Origin of the sequence: Candidatus Poriferisodalis sp. (assembly GCF_965221945.1) — a bacterium.
Classification (GTDB): Bacteria; Actinomycetota; Acidimicrobiia; order Acidimicrobiales; family Poriferisodalaceae; genus Poriferisodalis.
In genome coordinates, this window is the sequence record NZ_OZ244925.1 from 660075 (window position 1) to 683456 (window position 23382).

Genomic DNA, 23382 nt, shown 5'->3' on the forward strand with positions numbered 1-23382 from the left:
GGACGCAGCATTAGAGTCCATCCGTGTCGGGAGGGCATGGTGTTCGTCAAAATGCGCGTTGCTCTGCTGGCGGTGCTGCTTCTCGCGTCGCTGCTGGCAGCGACACCGGCAGCAGCGCAGACGGCGTCCACCGCACTTCTGCCTCCGCAGGCGTCGACCGATTGCACAGGAGACGTGCCGGTGTCGGTCGCGAGCGACGCGGTGGCGCAATCGGATGTCTATGCCGCAGCACTGTTGGCGGCTTCGATCGGGACTGACTGCATTGTGCTGGCCGGCCCGCGGGATCAGCCGATGGCCGCGGACCAGATCGAACGCCTCGGCACGGCCCAACCGGGTGGCTTTGTCGTGGGCGGATCGGCTGCCGTACCGGACTCGAAACCTGTTCACCGCGACGGCACGAAACGCATCGGCGGAAGCGACCGCTGGGCGACGATCGACTTAATCGGCCAAGAGGTCTCAGCTGTTCTCACTGGCGCGACGCAGCCCGTTATGGCCGTCACGCCGGATATGCCCCCGGCACAGCGCCCGCACGGCGTGGCGTTGCCGCCGCAGGCTTCCACTGATTGCACTGGTGATGTGCCGGTGGTCGTGGCCAGCGATGCGGGGGCGCAGTCGGACATCTACGCGGCGGCGCTGCTGGCTGCCTCCATCGGAACCGACTGCATCGTTCTGGCCGGACCGCGCAACGATCCGATGCCCGCCGACCAGATAGCTCGGCTGGGTGCTGCACGCCAAGGTGGCTACATCGTCGGCGGCGCGGCTGCGGTGCCTGCGTCGAAACCGGTCCAACAGCCAGGAACGCAACGCATCGGCGGCGCAAACCGCTGGGCAACGATCAACCTGATCGGGCAGACAATCCAAGGGACCGGTGCGGTTCCCGCGCCGTTGGAAACAATCGACTACCACAAGATCAACGAGTTGCTCTCGTCGATCGGGACTCTCGACGACGCCGAGGGTTGTCCCGATTCAGCGACTCCGGGATCGCTAGAAGACAGTGTCGAGGTAATACGCATCGAGGACGGCTGCGTGCTCATCGAGTACGAACGGCTCCACGGGCGGACGCTGGCTCAAGCACGACGTGATTTGGCCGAGGACCCCACTGTGATCGCCGCCGACCTCCCCGTCGCGGAACTCGGGTTGCGCCGGGAGTATGACTACGCGAACGGCGATCCCGATGCCGGCCGTCAGTGGCATCTGCGGCAGCTGGACGCGAAGGCGTTGTGGGACGGCTGGCCCGCGGGAGCACTTGTGACTGTGGCAGTGATCGACTCTGGCGTCGACGCGACCCACGGCGACCTCGACGCCAATGTCGTGGACGCGGGTAATGAGTGCCACCGTCGGGATCTGAGTTCGCACGGAACCCACGTGGCGGGCATCGCGGCCGCAGAGTCCGGTAACGGCTTCGCGGTGGCGGGCATCGCACCTCAAGCGAAAATCCTCCCTATCAAGATGCCGCTGCTAGACGTGCCCTTTGACGGTGAATGCGCGGCGGAAGTGCAGACTTTGCCCCAAGCGCTCAAGATGGCCGTGGAGAACGGCGCCGACGTGATCAACATGTCGCTGGGAGTGGTCTGGCACGAGGCGCAGCCGTTCCCGACGACATGGGACGTCGCCATCCACTTGGCCACCACGAGCAATGTGGTGCTGGTGGCGGCCGCAGGAAACCGCGGCATCAAGTTCGCCAATCGCGACGCCCCGGAGATTCCCGCGATCCACCCCGATGTCATTTCAGTCGCCGCTACGACACAAAGCGGTGCTCGAGCTCCGTTCAGTACTTCCAATCGTTGGGTCAATATTGCCGCTCCGGGACTCCTGATCTACTCGACCGTGTCGTGCAGCGGGGCTTCGGGGTGCAGCGGCGGCGACAAAGACGGCACATCGATGGCGGCGCCGATGGTCAGCGGCGTCGTGGCGCACATGAAGGCCCGCTATCCCGACGCCACACCCGCGCAGATCCGCCAGGCGATGTTCTCCACCGCGTTGCAGCCCGGCAGCACCCAAATGGGGGTGCGAACCGACGACTTCGGTTGGGGCATTATCCAACCCCACGCCGCCATCGTCGCGTTGGGCTCGGCCGTCGGTATCGACAACGCCGCTCCCCGCTTCACCAGCCCCTCACAGCGCAGCGTCGACGAGAACACGACGGGCGCGGGCGCAGTGACCGCCGTGGACGAAGACGATGCCGTCACGGGTTACGTGATCTCCGGTGGCTCCGACCAAGGGCTGTTCACTGTCAACAGCGTCGGCGCTCTGGAGTTCGTGTCGCCCGTCGACTTCGAAGCCCCAACCGACGCCGACACAGACAACATCTACGAGGTGGCAATTACAGCCACTAGCGGCTTCGGTGCCCGCGCTCTGACCGCCGCACAGACGATCCGCGTGTCGGTCACCGACACGGTTGAGCCGCCCGGCGCGCCCGACCCGCCCACGTTGGAGCCCGCGACCGGATCGGTGAGCGCTGTGTGGCACGAACCGGCGACCACCGGGCCGGCGATCAACGACTACGACCTGCAGTACCGGGCCGTCGACTCGCCCGACGAGGTGCTCGGCACGAGGGAGTGGAACGAGGTCGGGCGCGACCTCTGGAACGTCGGATGCGACATCTGGCGCGACCTCGGCGGTGACGGACGCCAACTCTGGGACGACACTTGGGACGATGCCGGCAGGGCAGGACGGGACGTTGGGGACCTGATCGGTGACAGGCTGCTGCGAAACACCGACGCCGGCACCGGCTGGAGCCACGTGTGGGACACCGGATGCGACATCTGGCGCGATCTCGGAGCAACCGTCTGGGGACCGATATGGGAGGTCGGAGAGGACCTCGCTGAGATCGGGCACGAGATCGCCGAGGGCCTCGCGGACTGGTTCGATCACGCCGGAGAGGCCAGCCGTGGCATTGGCGGGGCCATCGGCGACCTCGCCCAGGGCATCGGCGACATCTTCCGCAGCATCGGTGATGTGTTCGGCGGCATCGGCGATGTCGTCCGCGGCATCTTCGGCATCTTCGGCAACCTGTCAACGCTCGAGGAATCCGACTGGTCGGACTGGGCCGACTGGCCCCACACCGGCGCAACCACCACGGCCACGATCACGGGGCTCGCCGAGGGCAGCACCTATCAGGTGCGCGTGCGCGCCAACAACCCGGAAGGCTCAGGCATCTGGTCCGAGCCGTCAACGGCCTCAACGACCGTCACAGGCTCCAATACCCCGCCCAGATTCACCAGCCCGGCCGCGTTCGAAATTCGCGAGCCTGCCGTCGCCGTCGGCACCGTCGCCGCGTCTGATGCAGACTCCCAAGACAGCGTGAGCGCCTACCAGATCAGCGGGGGCGCCGACGCGGCGAGCCTGCGCATCGACCCCATCAGCGGAACGTTGGAGTTCACGGTCGCCCCTGACTACGAGAACCCCACCGACGCCGACAGCAACAACGACTACGAGGTAAGCGTGACGGCTACAGGCGGTGCGGGCCGCCGGCTGCTCGCCGCAACGCAGACGATCACCGTCACCGTCACCGACGACGCCAGCGAGACCGCGGGACCGCCCGCGGCACCGCCAGAGCCGAGCCTGGTCGACGCCTCCGAGACCAGTCTCACGGTGCAGTGGCTGCCGCCCGCGAACGCCGGCTCGACCATTGCCGGCTATGACGTGCAGTACCGACAGGCAGACCCAGCCGGCGGCTGGACCGACTGGCCCCACACGGGCACGGCCCGCCGGACCACCATCTCCGGCCTCGATTCGAACACCCGCTACCAAGTGCAGGTGCGCTCCGTCGGCCAAGTAGGCACGGGCGAATGGTCCCCGCCGCTCGTCGCCACCACGGCAGGCAACCGCGCACCGCTGTTCACCAGTCCTGCGTCAGTGACGGTTCGTGAGAACAACATCCAAGCCATCAGGGTCAGGGCCGTCGACACCGACGCCGCGGACACCGTCAGCACCTATGGGATCACCGCCGGTGCCGACCAGACGGCGTTCGAGATCGACGGCATGGGCAACTTGGCGTTCAAGTCCGCCCCCGACTACGACGCTCCCCAGGACGCGAACGGCGACAACACCTACGAGGTCGTCGTGGCGGCGACATCGGGCCGCACGCAGCGGATAAGGACCACTACACAGCAGATCAACGTCGTGGTCACCGACGACACTGCAGAAGCGCCACTCGCCCCGCCGAATCAGCGTTACGCGTTCGAGGGGTCGGCGATCGTGTTGGGTTGGGATGCGGTGGCTGGTGCGAGTTTCTATCGGGTCTATTACGACGATTTCTTCGGGTCGTCGTGTCGGGTGAGTTCGGGGGGCAGTGCGTCGTTCTGTGAGCTGCTGGCGACCGATATCGCGGGCACCTCCTACACCCATTCGGATCCCGATCCCGACGACAACTATTACTGGGTGGTGGCGTGCAACAGTTCGGGTTGCTCGCCGGTGGACAGCAACAAGCCCGCCACCACGGTGGGGACCGTGCCGGATGCGCCGGCGGCCCGTTACGCGTTCGAGGGGTCGGCGATCGTGTTGGGTTGGGATGCGGTGGCTGGTGCGAGTTTCTATCGGGTCTATTACGACGATTTCTTCGGGTCGTCGTGTCGGGTGAGTTCGGGGGGCAGTGCGTCGTTCTGTGAGCTGCTGGCGACCGATATCGCGGGCACCTCCTACACCCATTCGGATCCCGATCCCGACGACAACTATTACTGGGTGGTGGCGTGCAACAGTTCGGGTTGCTCGCCGGTGGACAGCAACAAGCCCGCCACCACGGTGGGGACCGTGCCGGATGCGCCGGCGGCCCGTTACGCGTTCGAGGGGTCGGCGATCGTGTTGGGTTGGGATGCGGTGGCTGGTGCGAGTTTCTATCGGGTCTATTACGACGATTTCTTCGGGTCGTCGTGTCGGGTGAGTTCGGGGGGCAGTGCGTCGTTCTGTGAGCTGCTGGCGACCGATATCGCGGGCACCTCCTACACCCATTCGGATCCCGATCCCGACGACAACTATTACTGGGTGGTGGCGTGCAACAGTTCGGGTTGCTCGCCGGTGGACAGCAACAAGCCCGCCACCACGGTGGGGACCGTGCCGGATGCGCCGGCGGCCCGTTACGCGTTCGAGGGGTCGGCGATCGTGTTGGGTTGGGATGCGGTGGCTGGTGCGAGTTTCTATCGGGTCTATTACGACGATTTCTTCGGGTCGTCGTGTCGGGTGAGTTCGGGGGGCAGTGCGTCGTTCTGTGAGCTGCTGGCGACCGATATCGCGGGCACCTCCTACACCCATTCGGATCCCGATCCCGACGACAACTATTACTGGGTGGTGGCGTGCAACAGTTCGGGTTGCTCGCCGGTGGACAGCAACAAGCCCGCCACCACGGTGGGGACCGTGCCGGATGCGCCGGCGGCCCGTTACGCGTTCGAGGGGTCGGCGATCGTGTTGGGTTGGGATGCGGTGGCTGGTGCGAGTTTCTATCGGGTCTATTACGACGATTTCTTCGGGTCGTCGTGTCGGGTGAGTTCGGGGGGCAGTGCGTCGTTCTGTGAGCTGCTGGCGACCGATATCGCGGGCACCTCCTACACCCATTCGGATCCCGATCCCGACGACAACTATTACTGGGTGGTGGCGTGCAACAGTTCGGGTTGCTCGCCGGTGGACAGCAACAAGCCCGCCACCACGGTGGGGACCTGACCCGCTGCACGCCTCTCTTCGGCCTCGCTGTGCCGAAGCGCCGTCGACTTTGTCGGCAGCTTCACTTTCGGCGGGTCTCTATGCGCGGGCGCCGCGTGACTGGTCGACGACCACTACGGCGAGGGAGAACATCACCACCGTCATGCCGACGAACTGCAACAGTGACACCTCGTCGCCGAGGAACGCCCAGGCCATCAGCGTGCTCGTGACCGGGATCGCCAGCGTCATCGTCGATCCCACCCACGCCGGGATGCGAGCCAGGGACCAATTCATCAGCATGTGAGAGGCAAAGCCGGGCCCGACCGACAAGATGACCAGCCACACCCAAGCGCCGGGCGACGGGATGTCGAACACCTGCCCCGAACCGATCGCGAACGGCGAGCACACCAGCGAGCACACCAGCGCGCTGCCACCTGTGTACTGAGCCGAGCTGATCTTCTGCGTGCTCAGCTTGGAGAACACGAAGTAGCCGGTCCAGGCGAACAGCGTCAGCGCTGCCAGCAGATCGCCCAGCAGGCTCCACTCGGGAATCCCTGACGAACCGAACACCACGATGGCGATGCCGCCGCTGGCAATCATCACTATGCCCCAGTGGCGACCTCGCGGCTGCTCGCCGAACAGTTTCGGCGCCAGATACAGCATGAGCAGCGGCTGCAGCGACGCCACGACCGTCGCATTGGCCACCGTTGTCAGCCGTAGCGCCGTGAAGAACAGCATGATGTCGAACGCGAGCGAGAAGCCGCCCCACGCCGAGATCTTGATCGAGCTCCATTTCAGCGGCGTGCCGTTCGCCCACAGGAACAGCAGCACCAGGCCGGTGTAGAGCCACATCCGCCAGAACACGACAGCCAGCGGGCCCAGCTCGGACAGCCCCTTGGCGATGACGCCCGACGCAGCCCAGCCGACCATCGCGACGGCTGCGGCTGGAATGCCCAGCGCACGCTCGGAGGCGTCCGGCAGGCCGCGGCCGCCGTAGGGGTCGCTCGGCATGCCCGGTGTCTCGGCCATAGCCCCGCCCCTCTCGGCAGCGGGAGAACCGAGCCGACCCGCGAAGACTACGCCGAGCAGGATTGGCGAGTGCGGTTGTTCGAGCGTGGCGGCTCAAACTAAATGAGCGTGCTCACAACTAGCGTTCGGGCCGAGATTCGTCCTGAGGCCTTGCAGCGCGCACTCGATGCCGTCGGCTACGGCGCATACCCGTACACACCAGAGAAGGTGCCGGCGATGACCCGGTCGTGCACTTCTGCGCGCCTGCCTCCACGGGTTGCGCGCTGGCGGGCGGCAACCTCTTGGAAGTTGATGCTCGACATTCTCTTCCCAGCCCTTGTATCTGTCTCTGAAGACCCCGGAACCGTCACTGCTTCGGCAAACGGCCGGGGTTACGCCGTTGCAGGGCTCTCGGTCCGAACCCCCGCCTCAGATCCGCCTCCGTCGCATTTTGGTCCCTTGACATGGGAGCCCAAATGGCCGACAAGAATGTTGCAGCGGCTGACCAGCAGGTACGAATTCGTTGACGTCCCACCCGGGATGCACGCCACAGCGCGTGTCCGAAATCAGCTGTAGGCCGTCAGTTCCTGGTCCAGGCTCCAAACTTCGGCTCTCACGTATGCCGTCTCGCGTAGGAATTGGTCACGCTCCACAAGAAGGGCGACATCGCCGGTGCCGAGCCGACCATCGCCGATGAGCGTCACCAGATCGGATCCGGTCGAGTTTCCGTCGAGCAGCTCTTGAATGAACTGCTGGTCCAGGGTCACCGCACGAATGATCCAGGGAGGATCAGCGTCGTGCGCCGCCCGAAGGACTGCTTGGAGGCGCTCAGCGTGGTTCCTGCGGTTGGACGACTGCTGAGCAATCCGATTGCCGACCTCCACAATTGCAGTGACCGGAATGACGAACTGCTGACCGGCGGCAATCCGTTCGTCGAGCTGTTCCGCAATCTCGCGTGCCGCGGCATCGCCATCCATGCCGATGAGACGCATCAGCACCGAGCTATCGACAAATACCACTGTCTTGCGGATGTGCACCGATCAGAGCCCAAGTACATCGACCAGCGAACGCTGCCTTGTTGGCGCGTGTTCACGCGGTCGCAGTCGGTCCCGAATTGCCGAGGTCCCCAGCGGCCCACCGCCGATCACTTCGAAGTAGTCAGGAAAGTCGGTGAGACGCGTGGACTGCGTCCATCCATCCGAATCGCGGCTGCAGACAATGACGCCTTCGTGATCTTCGCCCGCCAACGCATCGAGAATGGCAGGGCTGTGAGTCGTCGCCAAGGTCCGCGCACCCGCGGTAGCAGCCGACTTGAGGCGGCCAAGCAGCAACTCGACTTGCGACGGGTGCAGGCCGTTCTCGAGCTCTTCGACTACTAGCAGTCGAGAAACCGGTGTCGAACCTGCCGACTCATCGTCAACAGGCCGAGCCTCGAGCAGCGCCGCTGCGATGGCAAGAAAACGCAGGGTGCCGTCGCTCATCAGGCGCGCCGGGATTGAACGCTTCGAATCGCCGAGTTGTTCTTGCATCGTCGTCATTACGTCCCCGAGATCGCTGCTGACGACGCCCAGATCGGCAACTTGAGCTTCCGAGAGGGACCGCGTCATCTCGAACAAGGTCCGTCGTGCATCTTGGTTTCGCATCAGGCTCGCGAGGACAGCAGAAAGGTTCTCGGCGTTCCTGCGAAGGCGGGTGTCCTTCTCGGGCACGTACTCCCGCATCTGCTGCGGAATGGGGTCGAGAATGAAGATCCCGCGAAGGGCCGCGAGCATGTGTTCAGCAACACTGTGAATGTGCCGACCCGCCTTCGAAGTCGCCGGCACTCGAGTCGCCACCTGCGACGTCAGCAGCTGCGTCGCCCGAAACGTCACTGTCGGGTTCGGGCCCTGCTTGCGATTGTCCCAGCGGGCATAGATGTCACCAGAGTCCTTCCGGGGCGCCTCTGTCTTGAGCAGGTCTTGCATCTCGCCATGGCGCGAGCCGCCGACGCGTCGTGTCCAGAGCCGCTCCCGCACAATCTGCACGCTCGGACGAACAGACACATCCACATCCAAGAAGTAGGTCCTCTTGTCGATACGAGCGGCGCAACCGATCTTGAAGACGTCATCGCCAACTGGCGCACATCCTTCGGATCCGCCTCGCACGAGTGGCCCGTCACGACCGCCATCGAGCGCATCTCGGACGGTCATGCCGCTCGCGAGGGCAGACAGCACCGCTGCAGCGTCGATGACGTTCGACTTACCGCTGGCATTGCGCCCGACGAGCAGTGTCAGTGGCCCGAGCCGGACGTGCGCGTTCCGCACGCTCTTGAACGCTGGCAATCTGAGTTGCTCCAGCGTGGCAGCCATAGTCGCAAGCGTACTGATGCCCTGGACGGGGGGACTGAAGCTGACGAGGACCAATTCCTGAAGGCCGTGACACCCTGTCCGATTCCACTTCGAGTGTCAGGCCACAAGAAGGGCGAGCCAGTGGACTGATCGCCCCATGGGCATGGCGAGATGAGTCGGACGGCGTCGGCACAAGTCGAGGGATTGGTCCCCCACACACAGGCCGTGGCGCGTGGTTTCGACCCATGCGGTCAATTGGGCGCTGCCGGCCCGCTGGCGTCCTCGCGAGATTCCTCTCACTACAGTCGCCGACGGACCATCACTGCCCAGGTCCTGCAGCGGCGCGGTCGGAGGATTGAGTGAACGCACAGACCCACAGCGAGCTTGCGAACTTCATCTGGGACATCTGCAATCTGCTGCGCGGCCCTTACAAGCGCAACGAGTACCGCAAGGTGATACTGCCGCTGACGGTGCTGCGCCGTTTCGACTGCGTGCTCGCGGAGACCAAGGATGACGTGCTCGTTGCGGCCAGGGTGCATGCCCGCCAGTCCGAGAACGTGCGCCACCAGTTGCTGGCATCCGCGGCGCAGCGGCCGTTCTACAACACGTCCCCGTTCGACTTCGCCCGGCTGCTCGACGACCCCGACCAGATCGCGGCGAACCTGCACGCGTACATCGCTGCGTACTCGCCGAACGTGCGCGACATCATGGCCAGCTTCGACTTCGGCACCCAGGTCGACCGACTCGCCGAGCGCCAGCGGCTGTTCCAGGTGATCCAGCGGTTCGCGAACCTCGACCTGTCACCGCAGCGTGTGGACAACATGCAGATGGGCTATGTGTTCGAGGAGCTGATCCGCATCGGTGCCGAGCAGTCGAATGAGGAAGCCGGCGAGCACTTCACGCCCCGCGAGGTGATCCGGCTCATGGTCAGCCTGCTGCTGTCGCCCGAGCCTGACCTGGGCAAGGCTCACGTCGTCAAGACCATCTATGACCCCGCGTGCGGCACAGGCGGCATGCTCAGCGTCGCCGAGGACTTCCTGCGCAGCCACAACGCCGACGCGAGACCGCATCTGTTCGGGCAGGACATCAACAACGAGTCCTGGGCGGTGTGCCGCTCGGACATGCTCATCAAGGGCGAGAACGCCGACAACATCAGGCTGGGCGACTCGTTCACCGCTGACGGCTACAAGCACAAGTCAGACGACACCCGGTGGACGTTCGACTACATGCTGGCCAACCCGCCCTTCGGTGTCGAGTGGAAACAGCAGCAGCAGACCATCAAGAACGAACGCGACACGCTCGGCTACCAGGGCCGCTTCGGAGCGGGCCTGCCGCGCATCAACGACGGCTCGCTGCTGTTCCTCCAGCACATGCTGTCCAAGATGGCACCCGTCGCCGCTGACGGCACGGGGGGCAGCCGCATCGCGATCGTGTTCAACGGGTCGCCGTTGTTCACCGGCGACGCAGGAAGCGGCGAGAGCGAGATCAGGCGCTGGATCATCGAGAACGACTGGCTCGAAGCGATCATCGCCCTGCCTGACCAGCTCTTCTACAACACCGGCATCTCGACCTACATCTGGGTACTGACCAACCGTAAGGAGGAGCACCGCCGCGGCAAGGTCCAACTCATCGACGCCCGCAAGTTCTACATAAAGATGCGCCGCAGTCTCGGCAACAAGCGCATCGAACTGTCGGACGACCAGATCGCGGACCTGACACGCATCCACGGCAGCTTCAACGACGGCGAGACACGCGACGTCACCGACGAAAACCCCATCACCCACGAACCGCGCACCCGTCCACGGGTGGTCAGCAAGGTGTTCGACAACGACGACTTCGGCTACCGCAAGATCACCGTCGAACGCCCCCTGCGGCTCAACTTCGCCGTCACCCCCGAGCGCATCGCCCGCATAGAGGACCAGACCACGTTCGCCAAACTCGCCGCCAGCAAGAAGGCTCCAGGTCCAGCCCACGACGTCGAAGTCTCCGAAGGCAAGGCCCACCAGCAAGCCATCCGCGACACGCTCGCAACCCTCGCTGACACCACCAGCGGGGAGATCATCACGAACCGTGACGAATTCACGGCGCGGCTTCGAGCAGCCGCCGAAGCACACAGCGTCAAGCTGTCCAAGCCCGAAATCACGGCAGTCCTCGCAGCGCTCAGCGAACGCGACCCCCAAGCCGACATCTGCGAGGACAACAAAGGCAGACGAGAACCAGACACGGGGCTGCGCGACACCGAGAACGTCCCGCTCAGCGAGGACATCGACGACTACATGGAACGCGAAGTCCGCCCTCACGTTCCTGACGCCTGGCTCGACCACGACAAGACCAAGACGGGCTACGAAATCCCCCTCAACCGCCACTTCTACGTCTACGAACCCCCAAGGCCCCTCGAAGTCATCGAAGCCGACCTCAAGACACTCGAAACCGAGATCGGGCAACTGCTTGCCGAGGTCACGGCATGAAGCAGGCATACGCTAGCCCTGATTATTCACGAGAATGCTGTTGATCGTATTTTCGGTGTGGGTTGCGCCCGGTTTGGTGGTGTGGGGCTGTCGGGGTGTCGGCGGGAGCGTCTCAGAGGGGTCGATGGCCTTGGTGTTGGTGCTCGGGCGGGTGTCGGGTGGGTGTGGGGGCGTGGCGGGGCTGTCCCGCCGGGGCAGGCGTCGAGCAGAGCAGGTCGGCTGGGGAGTCAGCGGGGGTGGGCGATGGCGAGGAGTGCTTTGGCGCCGGGGTGCTGTTGGGGCAGCCGCAAGAGGGCGCGCCGTGCGCTGTGGCACACCAGGGCGGGCAGGTGCCATAGCTGCCAGCGGAGCCGTTTGGGGGCTGCTCGGCGCAGCGCGCCGGTGAGGCATGCGTTCTGGAACCAGCCCACGAGCGCGAGACCGATCATGGACATGGCGGCCCAGGCGCTGTTCGCGTGCCAGTCTGTGAACGGCATGCGCGTCAGGCCGCTGTCTTTGAGCCGGCGTACGGCGTTCTCGACGTCGGCGTGTGAGCGCATCAGCTGGTCCAGTTGCACGGCGCTGCGGGGCTGGTCGGTGAGGAATCCCCAGTAGCGGAAGTTGTCGCTGGGGAACAGGGTGCGCTGCGCTCCGGGGTGGCGCGGCTCGCGGCGCACCACCAGCCGTGTGCGCTGCGGCCACCCCGACAGGTCCGCGAGGTCGGTGAGGTCCGCGACCTGAGCGGCGCGTCGCTTGCGCTGGCCGGGCCGCTTCGGGGCGTTGTGCCAGCGGTCCGGGTCGCCCAGCCCGGCGCGGATGGCTGCTTCTATGCCGCGATTCGACCGCGCCGACACCGCGTAGCCGATGTTGCGGTCACGCAGCTTCGCGGCGAGTGCGGGCGAGCATCCCGCAGCGTCGACGCGCACCACCAGCGCACGCCCCACGAGACTGTCGTCGTCGCCTTCGCGGTGGCCTGCGGCGTCGGGCTCGGGCAGCGTCGCCACCGCGGCGTCGATCACTTCGAGGTGATCGGCGATGTCGTTCGCTGCGGCGTTGCCGGGCCGCTGCTTTATCCACAGCGGCTCCCCGTCCGCGGTGGAGCACACCATCGGATGGAACCCGAACCCGCCCTTGTAATGGGGCGCAGCGCCCGCCTTGTTCTCCGAGTGGACCTCCAACAATGTCGAGTCGACATCGACCACCAGCGGGCCGCTGCGGTCACGGTCGGCCCACAACCGCTCGCGCACCACTGCGGCCGCGCCCAACAGCGCCGCCGGGCCGCTCGCGCCCAGGCCCGTGATCGTGCGGTACAGCGTCGAGTCCGACGCCACGTCGCCGAACAGCTCCCGCTGAGCGCGCAGATACTCGATATCGGTGCACGCCTCACCGCCGGCGGCCAGCATCAACAATCCATGGACCAGCACCTCGCCACGGTCATGAACCGGGGCCCGCTCGCCCCGTGGGGGCACCGCGGCCGACAGCGCCTCGGTCAGCCCGACACGGTCCGCGAAACCGCCCAAAGCGAACAGCCCCGCACCCCACACCACCCGGTCCCCGCCGCCTGCCAGACACGCGTTTGTGACACTGCTAGGTTTCACCTCGGAGATGCCCCCCTGAAACTGCGGATGCTTTCATTGCAGATATGCATCGTTGCAGGTCAGAGGGGCTTTTCCGCGGACCCGGACAAACCACTCCGCCCGGCTCGTGAATAATCAGGGCTAGTTGCCGCGCCTCGGCCATCGAGTGGTTTGGCGATATGCCGGAGCATTGGGAGTTAGTTGCGCTGCGCTGGCTCTCGAGGCGATATGCCGGAGGAACTCCTGATCGCAGTAATCCTCAGTACTGGGATGAGGGCACCATTCCGTGGATCAACTCCGGCGCAGTTAACCAGGGACTCATCACTCAGCCTTCGGCGCTGATTAGTGACGAAGGATTCAGGGCTAGCAGCGCCAAGTGGATTCCTGCAGGCGCTCTCGTCATCGCCCTTGCAGGCCAAGGCAGGACAAAGGGTATGGTCGCTCAACTGGCTACTGCGACAACCTGCAATCAGTCGATGTCGGCGGTGATTCCAAACGAACGCGCGCATGCCCGCTATCTCTTTTGGCTACTCGAATCTCAGTATGACGTGTTGCGAAATCTAGCTGGGGGAGAGCAGCGAGATGGGCTGAATTTGCAAGATATTGGTGGATTGCGCATTCTGCTTCCGCCTCTAAGCGAGCAACGTGCGATCGCATCATTCCTCGACTCCGAAACCGCCCGCATCGACAAGCTGATCACGATGCAGGAGTCGCTCATCGAGCGGCTCGACGAGTATCGGCTCGCGTTGATCACGAGAGTGGTGACCAAGGGGCTGCCGCCCGAGGCTGCCGAGGCCGCCGGGCTGGACCCGACGCCGGCGCTCAAGGACTCGGGGGTGGAGTGGCTCGGGGAGGTGCCGGAGCATTGGGAGACTAAATCCTTGTTCCGCGCCGTCATATTCCAGCGTGGTCATGATCTCCCCAATGATGTACGCGAGCCAGGAACTGTGCCAGTTGTTTCGTCTGCCGGAGTCTCCGGCAACCACGCCGAGGCGGCCGCTACCGGTCCTGCGATTGTGACAGGGCGATATGGCTCGATTGGAGATTTCTATGTCATCGACGGCCCTTTCTGGCCATTGAACACGAGCCTCTACAGCATCAATCTCCGTGGCAACGACGTGACGTTTCTAATCTTCCTGCTGAGGAGCCTCAAGCCATTGTTCATCGCCAACGCAGAAAAGTCGGCAGTCCCCGGCGTCGACCGCAATGACATTCACGAAATCCAAGTAGTGATTCCTGGACGAGATGAACAGGAGGCCATCGCTGACTACCTCAAAACGATGTCCGAGCGCATCGACGCTCTGAGAGCGAAGGCCGAGTTGTCGATCGAGCGCCTGTCGGAGTACCGCTCGGCGCTGGTGTCAGCGGCGGTGACGGGCAAGATCGATGTGCGAGAGGCGGCGCTGGCTGGTTCTGGGGGTGGTGTGTGATGTCTTCGCAGACTTCTGAGCAGGCGTTCGAGTCGTCGGTGGAGTCGATGCTGGCTGATGTGGGCTGGGTGTCGGTGACGCCGGATGAGTGGGATGTGGATCGGGCGTTGTTCCCGGCTCGTGTGATCTTGTTCGTGCGGGCGACGCAGCCGGAGTTGTGGGAGCAGGCCGAGAAGTCCCAGGGCGCTGAGCTTGAGCCGCGGCTGCTGGAGCGCCTGTGCAAGGAACTCGATCTGAAAGGCACCTTGGAGGTGCTGCGTCATGGCTTCAAGTTCGTGGGCCAAATGTTCCGGCTGGCGTACTTCAAGCCGGCCCATGGCCTGAACCCCGATGCGCTGGCGCTGTTCGGGGCGAACGAGTTGACGGTGACTCGGCAGGCTCGTTGTCATCCGGGCAAGAACGACACGGTTGATTTGCTGCTTGCGCTCAACGGTGTGCCGGTGGCGACGTGCGAGTTGAAGAACCCGACGACGGGTCAGACGTGGAAGGACGCGATCAGTCAGTACCGCTCTGATCGTGAGCCGGGTGCGCCGTTGTTCCGGTTCGGCAAGCGGGCTTTGGTGCATTTCGCAGCGGACCCTGACGAGGTGCACATGACGACGCGGCTCGCGAAGGGCGAGACGCGGTTCTTGCCGTTCAACCGGGGCAGCCATCCCGGCGAGGTGCGATGCGGTGCGGGCAACCCTGCTCATCCGTTGGGGCCTCGGACGGGCTACTTCTGGGGTGAGGTGCTGGAGCGGGACCGGTTCTTGGAGATTCTTGGCTCGTTCATGTTCACTGAGCGCCGCGAGGAGAAGGTCGTCGACGCGAAGGGCACTCGCACCGTCAAACGCGAGACGCTGGTCTTTCCCCGCTATCACCAATTGGGCTCGGTGAGCCTGATGGTGGAGACCGCCCGCACTGAGGGGGCAGGGCGCAACTATCTGGTGCAGCATTCGGCGGGCAGCGGCAAGACGAACTCGATCTCGTGGCTGGCTCATCGCCTCTCCAGCCTGCACACCGCCAGCGACGACAAGGTGTTCGACTGCGTTGTGGTGATCACCGACCGGCGTGTGCTCGATGCGCAGCTTCAGGACGCGATCGCCCAGATCGAGCACACCCAAGGGGTGGTGCAGGCCATCGACGAGGACTCCGCCCAGCTTGCCAAGGCCCTGGTGGACGACACCAAGATCGTCATCACGACGTTGCAGAAGTTCCCGTTCGTGATGGACGGCCTGATGCGCATCGCCGGCGCGGACTCCCCTGACACGGCCAGCGAGGCTGAGAGCGCTCAGGCTGCTGGGTGGGCGCAAGGGCTGGCGTCGGGGCGTTACGCGATCATCGTGGACGAGGCGCATTCGAGCCAGACCGGCGACACCGCCCATCAGATGAAGCAGCTTCTCGGAGCCGGAGCGCTCGCTGGCGGCGACGATCCGCAGGACTGGCAGGACGGGCTGAACGCGGTGGTGGAGTCACGCGGCCCGCAGGAGAACCTGAGCTTCTTCGCGTTCACCGCGACGCCGAAGGGCAAGACGATCGAGCTTTTCGGGCGTCCGGGGGCGGACGGCAAGCCGGTGCCGTTCCACACCTACAGCATGCGCCAGGCGATCGAGGAGGGCTTCATCCTCGACGTGCTGGGCAACTACACCGACTACGACACGTACTTCAAGCTGGTCAACACCGCCGAGAGCGACGACGACTTCCCCAAGCGGCGCACCGCGACCAAGCTCAACAAGTTCGTCACCTTGCACGAGCACAACCTGTCCCAGAAGACCGAGATCATCGTCGAGCACTTCCGCAATCAGGTGATGCACGCCATGGGAGGCAAGGCCAAGGCGATGGTGGTGGCGGGGTCGCGGCTGCACGCCGTGCGGTACATGAACCACTTCACCCGCTACATCGAAGAGCACGGCTATGACGACGTGCGCCCGCTGGTGGCGTTCAGCGGCACCGTCACCGACCCCCACACCGGCGCTGAGTACACCGAGCCGAAGATGAACACCGACGTCGTGTCGGGCAAACCGATCAGCGAAGCCGCGCTGCCGGGCCGGTTCGCTTCGCCGGACTACCAGATACTGCTCGTCGCGGAGAAGTACCAGACCGGGTTCGACCAGCCGCTGCTGCAAGCCATGTACGTGGACAAGCCCCTGTCAGGGGTGCATGCGGTGCAGACGCTCTCGCGGCTCAACCGCATCGCCGCAGGCAAGCAGCCCCCATTCGTCTTGGACTTCGTGAACTCGCCGTCTGACATCGCCGCGGCGTTCGGCCCATATTTCGACGTCGCCGAGTTGCGCGAGCAGTCCGACCCCTACCAACTGGACACCCTCGCCCACGAACTCGGCCAAGCGAACGTGTACCAGCAGTCCGAGGTGGACGACTTCGCGTCGGTGTTCTACCTGCCCGCCCATCGCCAGCAGCCGACCGACCACGCCCGCCTCGAAGCCGCCCTGCAGCCCGCACGTGACCGCTTCGCCGCCCTCGACGACGAACAAACCCAAGAAGAATTCCGGGACCGGCTCACCGCATACGTGCGGCTCTACACGTTCCTGAGCCAGATCATCCCGTATGCCGACTGCGAACTCGAACGGCTCTATTCCTATGGCCGCATGCTGCTGCCCCGCCTGGCCGCACCCGACGGCGGCGACCCCATCGACCTCGGCGGCGATGTCGAACTGGAGTACTACCGCATCCAGAAAATCTCCAGCGGAGCCATCAGCCTCGACAGCGACGACGCCACCGTCACCAGCCCCACCGCAGTCGGCACCGGCACCGCCGAAGAGGAAACCGAGCCGCTGTCCCAGATCATCGAGCGCCTCAACCACCTCTTCGGCACCGACTTCGACGACACCGACCGCCTGTTCCTCGAAGCAGTCCACAACGACGCCATGCAAGAAGACGACATGCTCGTCACCGCACGAGCCAACGACTTCGACAAGTTTTTCCTTGCCCAACGCGCACGCCTGCGAGAACTCATGCTCGACCGCCTCGCAGAGAACGAAGCACTCGTCAACAAGTGCCACAACGACGGCGACGTCGGCGACGTCGTGGACTACGGGATGATGCAGGCCATCTTCGGCAGCGCCAACGCCGAAGAGCGCTGAGGCATCCGGGGGCAGCCATGACGAGATCGCTCTCGATTCCCACCGTCCGAGGTCAGGCCGTTGAAATCAACCTGGACTCGGAGAACAACGCCCTGTTCGTCCTGGGCGCCAATGGGTCAGGCAAGTCAGCATTGCTGCATTGGCTCTATCAGCGGCATCAGCGTCGACGATCTGACGGCACGTATGCGTTGCGACGCATCAAGGCGCACCGCATGACGAGCCTGACGACCAACCGAGTGGACATCAGCGCGAGTTCATATGCGACCCAGTTGGAGCGAGCCGATCAGGACGATCTCTCCGAATACGGCCGCTATGTTGACCAGAGCGCCCCGAATCGCGCACAGAGCATCGTCTACGAGCTGCAGCGAGCCGAAATCGGGCTATTGGCCCGCATCGGACGACAGGCCCGGAGTGCTCATGCGGGCAGGACAGGCTTTGCGGCGGTCGAGAAGACCGTTGACGAGAGCATCAGTCCGATCGAGATCATCAATGGTCTGTTCCAATCAGCGGGTCTGGAAGTCCGAATAGAGATTCCTGAGAGTGATCCAGACTCGCTCTTGGCGCGTCACCGCAAGTCGGACACTCCGTACGGAATTGAGCAACTCTCAGACGGGGAGCGCAGCGCTCTTCTGCTGGCTGCACAGATTCTGAGCGCACCCGCTGGCACCTTGTTCTTGATCGATGAGCCGGAGCGTCACCTGCACCGTTCGATTGCAGGCCCGCTCCTGTCAGGCATATTCGCTGCGAAGCGAGACTGCGAATTCGTCGTGGCAACCCACAAAATCTCGCTACCACAAGACTGCCAGGACGCTCATGTCCTGCTGCTGCGTGGTTGGGAGCCTCAAAAGAACGGCCCTCAAACCTGGGATGCCGACCTCATGGCACCCGATGCTGACATCGACGACGACATCAAGCTCGACATCTGGGGCGCCCGCCGACATCTCGTGTACGTCGAAGGCAAACGGCACAGCTTGGACAAGCGCATCTACGAGGCGGTATTCCCCCAGGCGACCTTCGTAGCACGCGAAGGCTGGCAACAGGTCGTCGCAGCCGTCAGGGCGGCACACGAGTCACGCGACCTGCACTGGCTGCAAGTGCACGCGTTGATCGACCGAGACCGCCACGAAGACGACACGCTCGATGAAGGAGCGCGTCAACTGGTGTGCCAACTCGGGTGCTACGCGATCGAGTCGATCTACTACTGCGCCGAAGCGCAGCGCAGCGTCGGCGTTGCTCCCGCAAAGGATGCGGGCGCAAGGATCGAGGACCGGCTCGCTGCGGCCCGAGAAGCGGTCCTAGCGGAAGCGCCCACACTCGAATCGATCGGATACGTGGACCGCGAGCGCCTGCGCCGCCACATCGAGTCCGAAGATGCCGATGCGATCATCGCGAACTACCCCATCAGCAAGAGCGACATCCCGAAACGAATCGCGACGAGCCTCGGATTCCCCACCAGGAAGGCGTACGAGCAAGCGGTCCGAATTGCGCTGCGCGGCGATGAGGCGCTCAGAACGCATGTGGCGGCTATGTGCGCTGAGTTGGGCGACGCCCTCCGACAAGCTGATCAGGAGCCGCAACCGGACGCCGCATGACGCGGCGGCGCTGCGGTCGGCTCACGGTGGGCAGTTAGATATTGCCGGGAGTCGCACTCCCACAGGCACTAAGAGAACGGCTGGGGCGCAATGGATCGAGACTCGCTGACCATCACCGCACTGGTGCCCGAGAACGTCACGTCACCAATCGTCGTGTTCGATGACAATGCCGCTCTGAAAGCGGCAATTGTGGAACGCGGCACAGCCCGGCACCTCACCGAGGATTGGGATGCCGCAGGGCTGTACTTGCTCGTCGACCGCAGCGACGCAAGTGGCGAGTGGGGCGCATATGTCGGCAAGGCGCCTTCGGGAATCCGCGACCGGCTCAAGAACCATGAGCGCAACAAGGACGACTGGTATCGGGCGTTGCTCGTTCAGCGCGACACGACCCACGGATTCAATTCGGCTCAGATCGGCTGGCTTGAGGGAAAGGTGTACGACCTGCTCAAGGCCGCGGAGAGCGCCCGCCTGGCGAACAAGGTCAGGCCCGGCGACGAGACGCTCGCTCCGTATGACCGCCAAGCGCTTGAGATGGTGCTGGTGTCCATACAACGGCTGATGAGACTCATGGGCCATGACCCCTCATCCAGTGACGACACCGACGCTTCAGGCGCGGTCCGAAGGGATCACTTCGGTGTCAAGCTCGTGCAGATACTGGAGGCTGGACTGGTCGAGGCCGGTGATGTGCTGGTGTCGACCAACGGTGCCTGGCCTGCCCGTGCACGGGTCGCTCCCGATGCGCGGATAGAGATGGACGACGAGTTCTACGACACGCCGTCGGGCGCGGCGAGCGCCGCGAAGAACGGACCGGCCAACGGCTGGGACTTCTGGGCGCGACAGACGCCAACAGGATCGGTGCCGCTTTCCACACTGAGAGCCGAACTCCTAGAGCGGACGACACCGCCCGAGCATTGAGACGGCAGTGGCTCGCGGCTCGGCGGGGTTTGAGCAGCCGCGGTCGAATTGCGATCCGGCGACCCGCTCACATTCGTCTCTGCACATTCGACACTTGAGCACTGCGACTCTGTGACCAGCAGACTTGGGAATCGCGGGAGGATTCTCCGTTCTGGAGGCAGCAAGGCCGTCCGACCGCGGTGCTCGGCGGGTACAGGCCTGTGACCTGTGGTTTCGTGATCTGACGGTCAGGTCATCACTTGCCGATTTCGCCGAATTAACTCACCAGCCGCGACTTCGCGACACCGTGGCCTGCGGGCTTGTGTTTCGCGCCACCCCGGCAACCGGCGGCTCTTGAATCGCCGCTCGGAGCTAAGGCAGCGCCAGCCCTATGAGTGACGCTAGGTCTCCTGCGACGGCCACCCCTTGTCTGATCCACGTCCAGACTTGGTTTGATGTTCGTGGCTCATCTACTGCCGGGCCAGTCTTGCCGCCTTGTTCTTGGGAAATTCTGTTGTCCAAGTAGTCGGTTATCTCCAGCAGGTCGGTGACGAGGACACCTAGTCGGCCTCGAATCTCATGGGCGCCAAGGATGGCAAATGTTTTCTCTATCGCGGGGTCGCCCCAAGAGGTCTTGCTGTTTTGCTCCTGCGTATAGACCTGCATCGCTGAGGTTGAGAATTGAAGAGCGTCATCCGCTTTCGCGTATTCGATCAACTCTTCGACTGGTTTGCGAAGAGGCAACTGCTCAGGGATTAGTTCTTTCCACTCATCTGGCAGCAACAACCATGGCCATTCTTGTGTCTTCGTGGTCATGTAACCGCCACCGACACCAGTCCATCGGATGTGCAGCCGACCGTCTATCGAGAACGTGCGCCATTGGGGCAGTTCATCATCTGTTTCGTACCCGCGGAGTTCCTTGAGCGCTAGGTCTCTCAAGGGTGTGTTGCCAGTGCGGATGCACAGTCGAAGCGCGGTGACCAGATCGTCGCTGAGGAGCGTTTCGTGGACGTCACGGTATTGCTGCCGCCGTGCTTCAAGTTCGTCGTCGGTGGTCACTGGGCACCCTCGGGTGGTTCGTCGACTAGGGCTGGGCTGTCATGGGCGGCAGGGTAGGCCGGGCTGTCAGCGAATGACGGCGCGCAAGAGCGCGGACGGTTTGGCTGCACGAGCCAAACAGCCCAGCAGCCGCCAAAGATGAGTGTTCCTAGCATCCGTGAATTCGTCCTTCCGGTTCCCCCGACCCGATCGAGGGCGGCGCTCGTGAATCATCCGGTCGCTGCTGCTTCAGCGGTGCGGGTACCTGGAAAGGAAGAGGCCGAGCGATTCATGGGTTCCGGTGTGCTGCCAGGAGCGGATGATTTGGGGGATCGACCAGTCTTGTTGTCCCCATTCGATGAGGTGTGTGAATTCGGGGATGCTGCAGACGACTGGGCGAGGCGGGTTGTCTTGCCCGGAGTCGAGCAGGGCGCTCAGACCGACGGATTGCAGCAGTGGAAGATCGGCGACGACGAGCGTCGCGACCGCTCTCGGAGGCGGGAAGTTGCATTCGGCCGCTATGGCGTGAACGTGCCGTGCCGTGCTGACGGCTTGTGCATGCTTGGAACGGTGCTCAGCGGCCCACCGCTCTAGCTGGTCGCGTTCGGCGTACCGGATGCCGCCGAGGAGGTTCTGTTTGGTCGCCTCGATGACGAGGTAGGTGCCGTCGATGTTGCCGATGACGACATCGGCACGCTTGGCCCGCGGTCCGGCTTCTCGATTCATGACCGCTTCGACGACATTGCTGTCGGCCACGAAGTGCCCATGGCGGATGCTGTGGCACAGCGCTTTGACGTGCGCTTCGAAGAGGTGTCCCAGGGTGTTCCCGATCCTGTTGCTGCGCTGCTGTGGGGTCTCGTTCTGTCCATTGTGTGCCTCTTGGCACAGTTCGATCGCTCTGTGGGCCACATCAGGCACGCCGACCGGGAGAATCGTGCCGTCGTCGAACTGGACGAATGGACGCTGGTGGCACACACGCTCGATTTGCTTGCGACGCTCGATCGCCGCGGGCGCAGCACCGGCTGTTTCGCTCTCGGATCGAAGAGCGTCCTGCATCTGGCCGACGGAGGTCACGAGATGTTCTGCGATGAACGTGAGGGGAATCTGCAGCGACTGCCCGAAGGCGTGCTGGGCGTATGCCGCCAGCGCTGGCAGGGTCCACAGTCGATTGTCACGGATCAGCGACTCGATCATGATCTTCAGCATCAAGGTCACCGTGATGGCAACTACGCGTAGGTCGAGTCCCGATGCGGTGTGCAGGTCTGCCCTCAGGTCCGAAGGCGTCTGGCCCGGAGGCCATGAGCCGTGTGGATGATCATCGGGCAGGTCCACCAGCAATGCCCAGTCGCGTGGCGATGCATGGGGTTGCCCGGTGCTGCGTAGGCCGAAGGTTTGCGCCATCAGCATGGCCAATTCGTCTTCGTCGTCCATGTCGAATGGCGTGTCGACAGACAGGAGCCAGATCGCAGTGCGAATCTCGGGATGCGAGGGCGGTTGCTCGTTGATGATGCTCGGGAAGTACTCGGCGATGTAGTTGCGGACTAGGGGACTGCACCGCGAGGCGCGCCACGAGCGAGGGCTGTCGGCATCGCTGGCAGGGCACGCAGCGTCCACGGCAATCACCCTCATGATCTGTGGGACGACCAGACGATTCGCCTCGCCGTGCAGCCACTGCCGGTCGGGTTCTGGCCCGGCCAGGTGGTGGCGTTCGAGAGCGCTGCGTGCTTGAGCGCTTGAGCGCAGCGCTATCTCGCCGGCGAAGGCCCAATGCAGAGCCACCCGCAGCAGCGTCCCGGGATTCGCGCGTACGAGCACCACTGCGGCGGCTCGGCGCAAGGTGGGACCCGCGGGGAAGATCTCCAGCGCTGAGGGTTCGATCAGCAGTTCCGCGGCAAGGCTGCGCTGAAACCAGTAGTCGTCTGCCACATCTCCGGGTAGCTGGAGTGCGCTGCCGGGTGCCTGTCGCCACGGCTGGTGAATCCCGCTTCCAATCCGGTCGGACATGAAGGTCACCGGCTTGACGACGTAGTGCAGCGGCAACAGCCCCGCAGTGGCTGCGAGCGCGCCCGGCCTGCCTGCCTCGGGCAGACGCAGCACGTAGTGAGTGGTCATATGGGTCAATTCGCGCGGCATGTACTTGTTCACGTGCAATGCCCATGAAGCCTCAGACTCCACGTTCACCACGAATGCATCTGCGCCGACTTGTCGAATTCGCATGCTCACAACCTCGACCTGTCGGCAACGTCGTCGAATCGAATGGGACGATTCCCCGCAATCGACCTCAAACCCGCCAAGGCGCCCGCGATGACAGATCGCTACGAGTGAGCGATTCGCCAGCGGACCTCGCGATCATCG

Annotated in this window: 12 protein-coding genes; 6 read left to right on the forward strand and 6 right to left on the reverse strand. The window is 64.1% G+C overall.

The window, feature by feature from the left end:
• The first annotated feature begins 36 nt into the window (after positions 1-36).
• Positions 37-5655: a S8 family serine peptidase gene (locus ACOQPH_RS03035; protein WP_420623269.1), complete on the forward strand. Its 5619-nt coding sequence runs from the start codon at positions 37-39 to the stop codon at positions 5653-5655.
• A 78-nt stretch (positions 5656-5733) separates the two neighbouring features.
• Here the strand turns inward: ACOQPH_RS03035 and ACOQPH_RS03040 are convergent, their stop codons facing one another.
• The 3 genes from ACOQPH_RS03040 to ACOQPH_RS03050 all read right to left on the reverse strand — a co-directional run bounded on the left by ACOQPH_RS03040 (position 5734) and on the right by ACOQPH_RS03050 (position 8990).
• A complete protein-coding gene (locus ACOQPH_RS03040) occupies positions 5734-6663 on the reverse strand; it encodes a DMT family transporter (protein ID WP_420623270.1) in 930 nt (309 codons plus the stop codon).
• A 545-nt stretch (positions 6664-7208) separates the two neighbouring features.
• Positions 7209-7679, reverse strand: coding sequence for a hypothetical protein (locus ACOQPH_RS03045; protein WP_420623271.1), 471 nt, complete (start codon positions 7677-7679; stop codon positions 7209-7211).
• 3 nt (positions 7680-7682) lie between these two features.
• Positions 7683-8990, reverse strand: coding sequence for an AAA family ATPase (locus ACOQPH_RS03050; RefSeq protein ID WP_420623272.1), 1308 nt, complete (start codon positions 8988-8990; stop codon positions 7683-7685).
• 338 nt (positions 8991-9328) lie between these two features.
• On the opposite strand from ACOQPH_RS03050, the gene ACOQPH_RS03055 reads away from it, so the two are divergent.
• Positions 9329-11437, forward strand: coding sequence for a type I restriction-modification system subunit M (locus tag ACOQPH_RS03055; RefSeq protein WP_420623273.1), 2109 nt, complete (start codon positions 9329-9331; stop codon positions 11435-11437).
• A 227-nt stretch (positions 11438-11664) separates the two neighbouring features.
• On the opposite strand, the gene ACOQPH_RS03060 is transcribed toward ACOQPH_RS03055, so the two are convergent.
• Positions 11665-13014 carry an IS1380 family transposase gene (locus tag ACOQPH_RS03060; protein ID WP_420621095.1) on the reverse strand — a complete coding sequence of 450 codons (1350 nt, stop codon included), beginning with the start codon at positions 13012-13014 and terminating at the stop codon, positions 11665-11667.
• Between the two features lie 158 nt (positions 13015-13172).
• Here ACOQPH_RS03060 and ACOQPH_RS03065 point away from each other — a divergent pair, with 158 nt between their 5' ends.
• From ACOQPH_RS03065 to ACOQPH_RS03080, 4 genes are all read left to right on the forward strand, one after another.
• Entirely contained in the window at positions 13173-14423 is a 1251-nt protein-coding gene (locus tag ACOQPH_RS03065) for a restriction endonuclease subunit S (protein WP_420623274.1), read from the forward strand.
• Positions 14423-17503: a type I restriction endonuclease subunit R gene (locus ACOQPH_RS03070; RefSeq protein ID WP_420623275.1), complete on the forward strand. Its 3081-nt coding sequence runs from the start codon at positions 14423-14425 to the stop codon at positions 17501-17503. Before ACOQPH_RS03065 ends, ACOQPH_RS03070 begins: the two co-directional genes overlap by 1 nt.
• A gap of 17 nt (positions 17504-17520) precedes the next feature.
• Positions 17521-19095, forward strand: a complete 1575-nt coding sequence (locus ACOQPH_RS03075; protein ID WP_420623276.1) for an AAA family ATPase — start codon at positions 17521-17523, stop codon at positions 19093-19095.
• 90 nt (positions 19096-19185) lie between these two features.
• The gene (locus tag ACOQPH_RS03080) at positions 19186-20010 is read left to right on the forward strand and encodes a hypothetical protein (protein ID WP_420623277.1); all 825 of its coding nucleotides are present in this window, start codon (positions 19186-19188) and stop codon (positions 20008-20010) included.
• Between the two features lie 351 nt (positions 20011-20361).
• Here the strand turns inward: ACOQPH_RS03080 and ACOQPH_RS03085 are convergent, their stop codons facing one another.
• Entirely contained in the window at positions 20362-21048 is a 687-nt protein-coding gene (locus tag ACOQPH_RS03085) for a hypothetical protein (protein ID WP_420623278.1), read from the reverse strand.
• A 228-nt stretch (positions 21049-21276) separates the two neighbouring features.
• Complete coding sequence (locus ACOQPH_RS03090; protein ID WP_420623279.1) at positions 21277-23244, reverse strand: hypothetical protein; 1968 nt, start codon at positions 23242-23244, stop codon at positions 21277-21279.
• Positions 23245-23382 lie beyond the last annotated feature (138 nt).

Coding starts and splice junctions, on each gene's coding strand:
- ACOQPH_RS03035 (WP_420623269.1), top strand. CDS start 37: ATGGTGTTCGTCAAAATGCGCGTTGCTCTGCTGGCGGTGCTGCTTCTC.
- ACOQPH_RS03040 (WP_420623270.1), bottom strand. CDS start 6,663: ATGGCCGAGACACCGGGCATGCCGAGCGACCCCTACGGCGGCCGCGGC.
- ACOQPH_RS03050 (WP_420623272.1), bottom strand. CDS start 8,990: ATGGCTGCCACGCTGGAGCAACTCAGATTGCCAGCGTTCAAGAGCGTG.
- ACOQPH_RS03065 (WP_420623274.1), top strand. CDS start 13,173: ATGCCGGAGCATTGGGAGTTAGTTGCGCTGCGCTGGCTCTCGAGGCGA.
- ACOQPH_RS03070 (WP_420623275.1), top strand. CDS start 14,423: ATGTCTTCGCAGACTTCTGAGCAGGCGTTCGAGTCGTCGGTGGAGTCG.
- ACOQPH_RS03075 (WP_420623276.1), top strand. CDS start 17,521: ATGACGAGATCGCTCTCGATTCCCACCGTCCGAGGTCAGGCCGTTGAA.
- ACOQPH_RS03080 (WP_420623277.1), top strand. CDS start 19,186: ATGGATCGAGACTCGCTGACCATCACCGCACTGGTGCCCGAGAACGTC.
- ACOQPH_RS03090 (WP_420623279.1), bottom strand. CDS start 23,244: ATGCGAATTCGACAAGTCGGCGCAGATGCATTCGTGGTGAACGTGGAG.